Source organism: Pantoea sp. SGAir0183, assembly GCF_043545505.1.
Map to the genome: position 1 here is coordinate 1 of NZ_CP028064.1, position 9,575 is coordinate 9,575.

General features: G+C 52.8%; 4 protein-coding genes, 1 tRNA gene and 6 pseudogenes. 4 read left to right on the top strand and 7 right to left on the bottom strand.

Features of this window, described 5'->3' with window-relative positions:
- Nucleotides 1-226: 226 nt before the first annotated feature.
- Nucleotides 227-772 (bottom strand): hypothetical protein, encoded by a 546-nt coding sequence (locus C1N59_RS22655; RefSeq protein WP_394551400.1) that lies wholly within the window; start codon nt 770-772, stop codon nt 227-229.
- Between the two features lie 279 nt (nt 773-1,051).
- Between C1N59_RS22655 and C1N59_RS22660 the strand changes: the two are divergent.
- Nucleotides 1,052-1,447 (top strand): annotated as a pseudogene (locus tag C1N59_RS22660) (phage tail protein); the annotation flags it as partial.
- A 263-nt stretch (nt 1,448-1,710) separates the two neighbouring features.
- On the opposite strand, the gene C1N59_RS22665 reads toward C1N59_RS22660, so the two are convergent.
- Nucleotides 1,711-1,786 (bottom strand) — tRNA-Ile (locus C1N59_RS22665).
- 301 nt (nt 1,787-2,087) lie between these two features.
- Here C1N59_RS22665 and mug point away from each other — a divergent pair.
- Nucleotides 2,088-2,603: a G/U mismatch-specific DNA glycosylase gene (mug, locus tag C1N59_RS22670; RefSeq protein WP_054633119.1), complete on the top strand. Its 516-nt coding sequence runs from the start codon at nt 2,088-2,090 to the stop codon at nt 2,601-2,603.
- A gap of 71 nt (nt 2,604-2,674) precedes the next feature.
- Here the strand turns inward: mug and rpoD are convergent.
- From rpoD to rpsU, 4 genes and pseudogenes are all read right to left on the bottom strand, one after another.
- Nucleotides 2,675-4,518, bottom strand: a pseudogene (rpoD, locus tag C1N59_RS22675) (RNA polymerase sigma factor RpoD).
- A gap of 547 nt (nt 4,519-5,065) precedes the next feature.
- Nucleotides 5,066-5,521, bottom strand: coding sequence for a hypothetical protein (locus C1N59_RS22680; protein WP_394551402.1), 456 nt, complete (start codon nt 5,519-5,521; stop codon nt 5,066-5,068).
- Nucleotides 5,522-5,597: 76 nt separating this feature from the next.
- A pseudogene (locus C1N59_RS22685) lies at nt 5,598-6,809 on the bottom strand (CHC2 zinc finger domain-containing protein).
- A 115-nt stretch (nt 6,810-6,924) separates the two neighbouring features.
- Nucleotides 6,925-7,140 carry a 30S ribosomal protein S21 gene (gene rpsU, locus C1N59_RS22690; RefSeq protein ID WP_001144069.1) on the bottom strand — a complete coding sequence of 72 codons (216 nt, stop codon included), beginning with the start codon at nt 7,138-7,140 and terminating at the stop codon, nt 6,925-6,927.
- Nucleotides 7,141-7,417: 277 nt separating this feature from the next.
- On the opposite strand from rpsU, the pseudogene tsaD reads away from it, so the two are divergent.
- Nucleotides 7,418-8,420 (top strand): annotated as a pseudogene (gene tsaD, locus C1N59_RS22695) (tRNA (adenosine(37)-N6)-threonylcarbamoyltransferase complex transferase subunit TsaD).
- A 33-nt stretch (nt 8,421-8,453) separates the two neighbouring features.
- Here tsaD and plsY read toward each other — a convergent pair.
- Nucleotides 8,454-9,049, bottom strand: a pseudogene (plsY, locus tag C1N59_RS22700) (glycerol-3-phosphate 1-O-acyltransferase PlsY).
- Nucleotides 9,050-9,157: 108 nt separating this feature from the next.
- On the opposite strand from plsY, the pseudogene folB reads away from it, so the two are divergent.
- Nucleotides 9,158-9,518 (top strand): annotated as a pseudogene (folB, locus tag C1N59_RS22705) (bifunctional dihydroneopterin aldolase/7,8-dihydroneopterin epimerase).
- The last annotated feature ends 57 nt before the right edge of the window (nt 9,519-9,575 follow it).

Consider the following 9,575-nt stretch of genomic DNA (forward strand, 5'->3'; position numbering starts at 1 on the left):
ATGGTGCGCTGCAAATTGCTCACGTAGTTCCAGTAGCTCACCTACCGTAAATTCAGTTTGAAACTGTGCTTTCAGGCCAGGAACAGAAAATTCAACAAAAGATTTTATCCAGTCCAGCGATGATGTTCAGGGTCAATGTCGTTATCGACCACTCTTTCAAAAGGAGAAACCGTAAACGTAAATTTCTCGTATTTAATATCAAACATTGATGCGTTCCTGTCGGTTTTTAAAAATACATAAAGTGGATGATTGTCCAGTCGGACTCTCTTACCACAACTTCGAGTGTGTATTTTTTATACTCAGTAGTGGCCTTCTTACGATAAAGCTTGTACATCTCAATTTCGTATCTGTACAGGCCTTCAACTTTCCGGGGATCGGTCGTTCGCTTACCAAAACGAATAGCTTTTTCCTGAATATGTAAAGGAACATACCGACCCGTTTCATACATGTGCTTAGCAGCCGTTTCGGTCATTTTCAGGTTGCGTACAGATAAGCCGAGTTTGAACCGGGCGCGCAAAAATGAAATAGTCCCCTGGCCAAGCTTTGCTGTAATCGCTGTTCGCGTACCCGCTTCAAATAAAGCACGGCCAGTGCGGAGAATGCGGAAAACACCAAAAGCAATCAGTGCAATATCAGTGGGATCGAACAACGGCGTTTCAAGCGGAGCCTCTTCAAGCCGGACAAAATGGCCCTGTGCATCATAAATTTGCCAGAGGCCGGGAGCCTGAGCCACGGTGTAGCCGATACACATACCGCTTGTTTCATCAAGCACCGGCTGAGCATTGCGTGGTAGATGTTGTGGCCGAAGCTCAAAAAATTCTCCGGGGGCAATCTTGACTCAAAAGTGTAATACCGTCCAGGTTCCTGTCTTTCTGCTCTTCCTGAGATCATTCTCGTTCCCTCTTTTTGATGATGGCTGTTCATAGTGCCACAGGAAGGCAAAGCGATCATTCCCGAGTAAATGCCCGATCATTCTTCAACAAACCCTAATTGTATAAACGGCATCGCCTGACCTGACACTCTGAGCACATCCATTTTACGGGGGCATCAGATGTCTGATTACTGTCATGGTATCTGCATCGTCGAAATCATGGATGGCACTCGCACCATTTCCATCATCTCTACCGCGATTATTGGGCTGGTCTGTACCGCCTGGGACGCCGACACTACCGCTGAATACGCCGGTATTGTTTGCTAACGTGTAGGGTGGTATCGCCAAAGCCGGGGCAAAATGCACGCTAGCAGGCGATTTTCGACCAGGCCAAATCGGTTAATGTCTTGGTGCGCGTTGCCGTGGGTGCGACCGAAGCGGAAACCATCTCAAACATCATCGGTACCACTTACGAAAACGGCCAATACACTGTAATGAAAGTCCGGTTAAGCGCAGAATCAGCTCGGCGTGCCGGGCCTTAACTCGCTGGAAATGGCGATCGCGCTCGCCAGGATCGCGTAGCAGGTGCACCTTCAAAACGTACGAAAGCATAGCGGGGATGATCGTCTCGCCGGGCCAGACTAATAAGGTGCCGATTTTTACGCATAACGACAGAAGGTAATCGTTACTTCACTGAAAGCTCGCGAAAGTATGCTTTTTGTATCTGCGTTCAAAAAGAACGAATAAAGTCATGTGATGCTTTTGTGACGCTGGCCTATAGAAACAAAAAAGCCACTCGGCTAAAAGTGGCTTAATATCCTGATTCAACAGGTGAAATCTGGTGGCCCCTGCTGGGCTTGAACCAGCGACCAAGCGATTATGAGTCGCCTGCTCTAACCACTGAGCTAAGGGGCCAATGGAGCGGGGATTATAAAGTATCTATTCGGGCAATCCAGCGTTGTTCGGCTGGTTGCTGAAATAAGCAGCAATGTTTTACTTGCTGATAACTATGATAAAACCGCCAAAAACGCTACGCTGATACGCAGCGTCGTCGCATGCGCGGTGAAGCGCGATTGTCTTATTGGGCTTAACAGTAGGAAAGACAGCCGCGATCACGACATTGCTCCGCAAATAAGCGTTAACCACTGGCAAGATTATGACGAATACGGATTCTTTGCGTGAGCGGCCAGGACGCAGCGCAAAGCCAGGAGGCCCCATGAGCGAACACAACATCACCGATATCATTGCACCGGACCTGAACGTCCTCTTCTGCGGCATTAATCCCGGTCAGTCGACCGCGCACACCGGCTATCATTTTGCCCATCCGGGCAATCGCTTCTGGAAGGTGATTCACCTGGCAGGGTTTACGGTGCAGCAACTGAAGCCGGAAGAAGAGCAGCGCTTACTGGAGACCGGCTGTGGTATTACGATGCTGGTCGAGCGTCCGACCATTCAGGCAAATGAACTGGCCAGTGATGAGCTACGTGATGGCGGTCAGCGGCTGATGGACAAGGTTCTATGCTATCAGCCTGCCGCGCTGGCTATCCTGGGCAAAGATGCCTTTAAACGCGCGTTTCGTCAGAGCAAAGTGGAGTGGGGCGAGCAGCCGATCTACATGGGGAAAACCCAGGTGTGGGTGTTGCCGAATCCCAGCGGATTAAACCGGGCCTCACTGGAAGAGATGGTGGCGCTATATCGCCAGATGTACGAGGCGTTACAGCAGCGGCGTTAATGGTGGCGGTTTGCGGGAAAAGGCAGGGCAGCAGACATAAAAAACCCCGGCGAACCGGGGTTTTAACGGACTTAGTCGTCGAGGAAGCTACGCAGCACTTCCGAGCGGCTCGGGTGGCGCAGTTTACGCAGGGCTTTCGCTTCAATCTGACGAATACGCTCACGGGTAACGTCAAACTGTTTGCCCACTTCTTCTAACGTGTGGTCGGTGTTCATATCGATACCGAAACGCATGCGCAGCACTTTGGCTTCACGCGCGGTCAGGCCAGCCAGCACGTCGTGGGTCGCAGAACGCAGGCTCTCAGAGGTCGCAGAGTCCAGCGGCAGCTCCAGCGTGGTGTCTTCGATAAAATCACCCAGATGTGAATCTTCATCATCACCAATCGGCGTCTCCATAGAGATAGGCTCTTTGGCAATCTTCAGCACCTTGCGGATCTTATCTTCTGGCATCAGCATGCGCTCAGCCAGTTCTTCTGGCGTCGGCTCACGGCCCATCTCCTGCAGCATCTGGCGCGAAATACGGTTGAGTTTGTTGATGGTCTCAATCATATGCACCGGAATACGGATGGTACGCGCCTGGTCAGCGATAGAACGGGTAATCGCCTGACGAATCCACCATGTGGCGTAGGTCGAGAATTTGTAGCCGCGACGGTATTCAAACTTATCAACCGCTTTCATCAGACCGATGTTACCTTCCTGAATCAGATCCAGGAACTGCAGACCACGGTTGGTGTATTTCTTGGCGATTGAAATCACCAGACGCAGGTTAGCTTCAACCATCTCTTTCTTCGCGCGGCGGGCTTTCGCTTCACCGATCGACATACGACGGTTAATGTCTTTCACCTGCTCGATGGTCAGGCCGGTTTCTTCTTCAATCTGTGCCAGCTTCTGCAGCGAACGCATCACGTCATCCTGCACGTCCAGCAGTTTTTCAGACCATGGCTTGTTCATCGCCAGTGCGGCTTTGAACCAGCTCTCGTTGGTCTCGTTACCGGTGAACAGCGTAATGAAGTTTTTCTTCGGCATTTTGCACACTTCAATACACAGCTTCATGATCAAACGCTCCTGGGTACGGACACGTTCCATCATTTCGCGCATGTTGTTCACCAGGTAGTCGAACTGCTTCGGTACCAGGCGGAACTGTTTGAAGACGTCCGACAGGTTCTGGATCTCAGCGACAGAGGCCGCATGGCTGCGTCCTTTGCTCTTGATCACATCGCGCGTCGTTTCGTATTGCGTACGCAGGTCAGAGAACTTCTCGCGCGCCAGTTCCGGTCGATAGAGTTATCGTCGTCAGAGCTGTCGTCGTCGCTCTCTTCGTCGTCATCGTCGTCGTCATTACGATCTTCTTCTGACAACTCAGAACCGACGTGGGTGGCGGTCGGTGCCAGGTCTTCTTCTGCGTTAGGATCGACAAAGCCAGTGATAAGGTCTGACAGACGCGACTCACCGGCTTCAACACGATCGTACTGATCCAGCAGGTAGGTAATGGCTTCCGGATATTCAGCAACGGAACACTGAACCTGGTTGATACCGTCTTCAATACGCTTCGCGATGTCGATTTCGCCTTCGCGGGTCAGCAGTTCAACGGTACCCATTTCACGCATGTACATGCGAACCGGGTCGGTGGTGCGGCCAATTTCAGATTCAACGCTGGATAATACCTGAGCGGCAGCTTCCGCGGCATCTTCGTCAGTATCGGAGCTGTTTTCATTCAGCATCAGATCGTCGGCGTCCGGGGCTTCCTCAACCACCTGGATGCCCATGTCGTTAATCATCTGGATGATGTCTTCGATCTGATCGGAGTCGACGATATCTTCCGGCAGATGGTCATTGACCTCAGCATAGGTCAGATAGCCTTGCTCCTTACCACGGGTGACAAGAAGCTTGAGCTGTGACTGCGGGTTTTGCTCCATAAGACGGTATCCACACTTCTGTTAATTAGATTGGTGTCGGTCGGCAGCGAGCCAACAATAACATTGAAGGCATTTCGTTCTCGCCGCTGCCTTCGTCGCGGCCTGGGCTTTGCCCATTAGTAATCGGCACTTAAGCCGCAAATTTTATGTCGGGCCTGGCTTACTCGCCATTTTTGCCTCTGACAGTGCTCGTCATCCTCACGTACATCAGTACGCTCCGGTGACTGCGCGCTTTCAGCGACAAAACCTGCTTCGACGCCGACGGCCGAGGGCGGAAGCTGGCTTACTCGCCATTTTGCCTCTGACAGTGCTCGTCATCCTCACGTACATCAGTACGCTCCGGTGACTGCGCGCTTTCAGCGACAAACCTGCTTCAACGCCAATAGCCCGAGGCGGAAGCTGGCTTTCACAACATGTTTGCCACTGGCGGTACTCGTCATCCTCACATAGCGGAGGTAACGGTTCGCTTACCGCGACAAAACCTGCTTCGCCCTGAATAACTAAACCTGCCGCTCCGGTTACGGACAGCAGCAGGTAGGGTAACCTGTTACTTTTTCGCGAAGGCCTGGCTCAGTGTCCAGAGCTCGCGACGTTCGTCGGTGCTGAGTCCGTGGGTGCGTTCTCGCGCAATCAGGAACTCCAGTCGTTCTTCCAGAGCCGCGTCATAAATACTGGCCAGGGAATCCTGGAACACCGCTTCGCTCTCTTCATCCACTATCATGTGGTTCCACACGGCCAGTGTTTCAAGCGTTTGGCTAAAATTTGTTCCGCGATATAACTCTAGTAGCTGACCGGTGGTCAATCCAGGATTCTCGTTACAGCGCTTCACTAATTCAATAAATAGCGGTAAACCGGCTATTTTTGACTCGGCCAGCCCATCCAGTGCAGGGACCAGACTTGCCAGTTGTGGATTCTGAATCAGCAACGCCACCAGAACGCGCATTGTGGTGCGTTTCAGCGGCGGAGCAACCGGTGCGCTTGCGCCCTGTGCCTGTTTAGGCATCAGCTTTTCAAGCTGCGCATCATCCAGAATACCGAGTTTGTTTCCCAGTTCCTGACGCAGATAAATGCGTAACGTTTCACCAGGAATCTGCGTGATCAGTGGCAATGCCAGTGTACTTAAACGCGCTTTGCCGTCACGAGAGCTTAAATCGACCTGCGGCAACAGGCTGTCGAACAAAAACGAAGAGAGCGGCATAGCCTGCTCCATCCTCGCTTCGAATGCGGCTTTACCTTCTTTGCGAACCAACGTGTCCGGGTCTTCGCCGTCAGGTAAAAACATAAAGCGTAGTTGACGACCGTCATTCATGTAAGGCAATGCGGTTTCAAGCGCTCGCCAGGCGGCTTCACGTCCGGCGCGATCGCCGTCGTAACAGCAAATCACGTTATCCGTACTGCGAAACAGCAACTGAATATGTTCAGCCGTGTCGATGTACCCAGTGAGGCAACCGCGTAGTCCACGCCGTATTGCGCCAGGGCAACGACATCCATATAGCCTTCCACCACTAACAGGCGTTTCGGTTCAGGATGATTTTTTAAGGCTTCATACAGGCCATACAGCTGACGACCTTTATGAAAAACAGGCGTTTCGGGCGAGTTAAGATACTTCGGCGTATCATTACCCAGCACGCGGCCGCCAAAGCCGATAACGCGGCCTCGCTTATCGCGGATGGGAAACATCACGCGCTCGCGAAAGCGATCGTAAACCCGGCCTTTATCATTATTGACCAGCATGCCCGCTTCCATTAATGACTCGCGATCTTCCGGCTGCTTACCAAAGCGTTTGAGAACATTGTCCCAACCGGCGGGGCATAACCTATCGCGAAATGATTAATGATATCGGCGCTCAGGCCGCGATGTTGAAGATAATCGCGCGCTGACTGGGCACTGGATTGCTGCAAACTCTGCTGATAAAAACCGTTAAGGTTGTCCATCAGTTGGTACAGGCTCTGGCGCTGATGGCGTTCCATCGGGCTGGGCCCGTTACCCGCTTCGTAAGGGACATCTAACCCGTGAGAAGTGGCTAACTCTTCGATACTTTCAACAAACTCCAGACGATCGTAGTTCATCAGAAAGTCGATGGCATTACCGTGCGCACCACAACCAAAACAGTGATAAAACTGTTTTTCGCCATTTACGGTAAAAGAGGGGGTTTTCTCATTATGAAAAGGACAGCACGCATGATAATTCTTTCCCTGCTTTTTCAGCTTTACGCGAGCATCGATCAACTCCACGATGTCCGTGCGGGCAAGTAAGTCATTGATAAATACGCGTGGAATTCGTCCTGCCATAAGCCCGTTTTTTCAGCTCATAAACGACAACAAGCCGCGCTTCCTTTCGGAAAGCACGGCCTTTTACTTGACTCAGTCTGCGTTTATCACGCTGTGGAGGCGAACCTCCGGGATATTAGTACAGACGAGTGCGGCGTGCGTTTTCGCGAGCCAGTTTTTTGGCATGACGCTTAACTGCAGATGCTTTAGCGCGCTTACGCTCGGTCGTTGGTTTTTCATAAAACTCACGACGACGAACTTCAGCCAGAACGCCTGCTTTCTCGCAAGAACGCTTAAAGCGACGCAGTGCTACGTCGAACGGCTCGTTTTCACGTACTTTAATTACCGGCATGTAACTCTCACCTCAATAAAATTCGGTTTTTCTGCTGACTGCGGCGCCAGCACATTTCAAAATGGTGCAGCATTTACTCCAACTCGCGTCGGCTTGTAAAGCACCATGGATAATTAAGAACCAACAGGAGCGTGTGCCTGTGCGGCTGCCGGTTTTTTCCGGGGGCGGGAGTATAGCGCACTCTTTAGGCAGCAGAAAATGACTTTTTGCGTGGATTGAGTCCTCTTTTTGCACAGTGGCTATGCTAAACTGCGCGCCGCAAGAATGAGGTGAAGCAATGCGAATTCTGGGTATTGAAACATCGTGCGATGAAACCGGCATCGCAATCTATGATGACGAGGCTGCTTAGTCGCGAACCAGCTCTACAGCCAGGTAAAACTGCATGCCGATTACGGCGGCGTGGTACCGGAACTGGCTTCGCGCGATCACGTACGTAAAACGGTGCCCCTGATTCAGGCGGCGCTGAAACAGGCGGGTTTAGCGCCGCAGCAGATTGATGCGGTGGCCTATACGGCGGGCCGGGCCTGGTCGGCGCGCTGCTGGTGGGCGCGACGATTGGGCGCGCGCTGGCCTTGCGTGGAAGGTGCCTGCGGTGCCCGTGCATCATATGGAAGGCCATCTGCTGGCGCCGATGCTGGAAGACAATCCACCCGCCTTCCCGTTTGTGGCCTTGCTGGTTTCTGGCGGCCACACGCAGCTGATCAGCGTTACCGCATTGGTGAATATGTACTGCTGGGCGAGTCAATTGACGATGCCGCAGGCGAAGCCTTCGATAAAACCGCCAAATTGCTGGGGCTGGATTATCCCGGCGGTCCCATGCTGTCGAAAATGGCGCAGCAGGGCACGCTGGACGCTTCACGTTCCCGCGTCCGATGACCGATCGTCCGGGGCTGGATTTCAGTTTCTCGGCCTGAAGACCTTTGCGGCGAATACCATTCGTGGCCATGACGATGACGCGCAAACCGTGCCGACATCGCCCGTGCGTTTGAAGATGCGGTGGTGGATACGCTGGCCATCAAATGCAAACGCGCCTGGATGAAACCGGCTTTAAGCGGCTGGTGATTGCGGGCGGCGTGAGTGCCAACCGTACGCTGCGCGAGCAAATGGCGGTCATGATGCAGAAGCGCGTGGTGAGGTGTTTTATGCCCGTCCTGAATTTTGCACCGATAACGGTGCCATGATTGCCTACGCGGGCATGGTGCGTCTAAAAGGCGGTACGCGGGAGAGCTGGGCGTAAGCGTCAGCCGCGCTGGCCGCTGGCCGAACTGCCTGCCATCTGACAGAAAAAAGCCGGTCAACCGGCTTTTTTACGCTTACTGTTTCTTTTTGCGCTTCCAGATTTTACTTTCCTGACGACGCCACAGACGTTGGATTTGTCATGATGCCGCAGCAAAATCAGGCAGGAGAGCATGGAAACCGGAACGTAAACTGCGGTTTAAACCACCAGACATAGAACGGCGCAATCAGGCGCTGACAATCGCCCCAAGCGATGAGTAGCCGCTGAGCAGCACGGTCAACAGCCAGGTGCCGGTCATTAGTCCGGTCAAATCCAGCCGATAGGCGCGATAGCACCAAACGCGGTCGCCACGCCTTTCCCACCCCTGAAGCGGAAAAACACCGGATAAATATGGCCCAGACAGGCGGCAATGGCGGTTAAGCCCAGATAGAGCGGGGGCACGTGAAGCAGGTACGCCAGCCAGACAGGCACCATACCTTTCAGAATATCGAATACCAGCACCGTTGCTGCCGCCGCTTTGCCGCCAAGGCGCAGCACATTGGTGGCACCCGGGTTGCCTGAACCGTGGGTGCGGGGATCGGGTAGCCCGGCGAGTTTGCATACCAGAATCGCACTGGAGATGGACCCACACAGATACGCGAAAATAATCATACCAAGCGCGAAAGCACTCATAACACCGTCCCGTTTCCTTTGGGGTCGTTTTGATCACGTCAACTATGGATAATACGCACAATCTGCCGGAAGTGGTATCCGGCCTGGCCAAAAACAGAGAGCACCGTCATGGATATCGTCTTTATAGAACAACTCACCGTCTTCACTACAATTGGCGTTTACGACTGGGAGCAGGGGATTCAGCAGAAGCTGGTGATCGATATCGAAATGGCCTGGGATAACCGCCAGGCGGGCCGCCAGTGACGATGTTAAGGATTGTCTGAGCTACGCCGACGTCTCTGAGGCGATTCTGACACATCTGACGGGCGGACGTTTTGCACTGGTCGAACGCGTTGCCGAAGAAATTGCGGATCTGTTGATGAACCGTTTCAATTCGCCCGGTGTGCGTATAAAGGTAGCAAAACCGGGCGCTGTAGCGCAGGCCGCGCAGGTTGGCGTGCGAATTGAGCGCGGGACTATTCCTAAATAGTGATGATGTGATTGCCATCACAATGAAACCAAACCAAATTATGGTCTGTCTCAGCAG

What these genes read in the sequence shown, in the direction of transcription:
- mug (WP_054633119.1), top strand. Translation starts at nt 2,088, where the DNA reads ATGAGCGAACACAACATCACCGATATCATTGCACCGGACCTGAACGTC.
- rpsU (WP_001144069.1), bottom strand. Translation starts at nt 7,140, where the DNA reads ATGCCGGTAATTAAAGTACGTGAAAACGAGCCGTTCGACGTAGCACTG.
- C1N59_RS22680 (WP_394551402.1), bottom strand. Translation starts at nt 5,521, where the DNA reads ATGCCTAAACAGGCACAGGGCGCAAGCGCACCGGTTGCTCCGCCGCTG.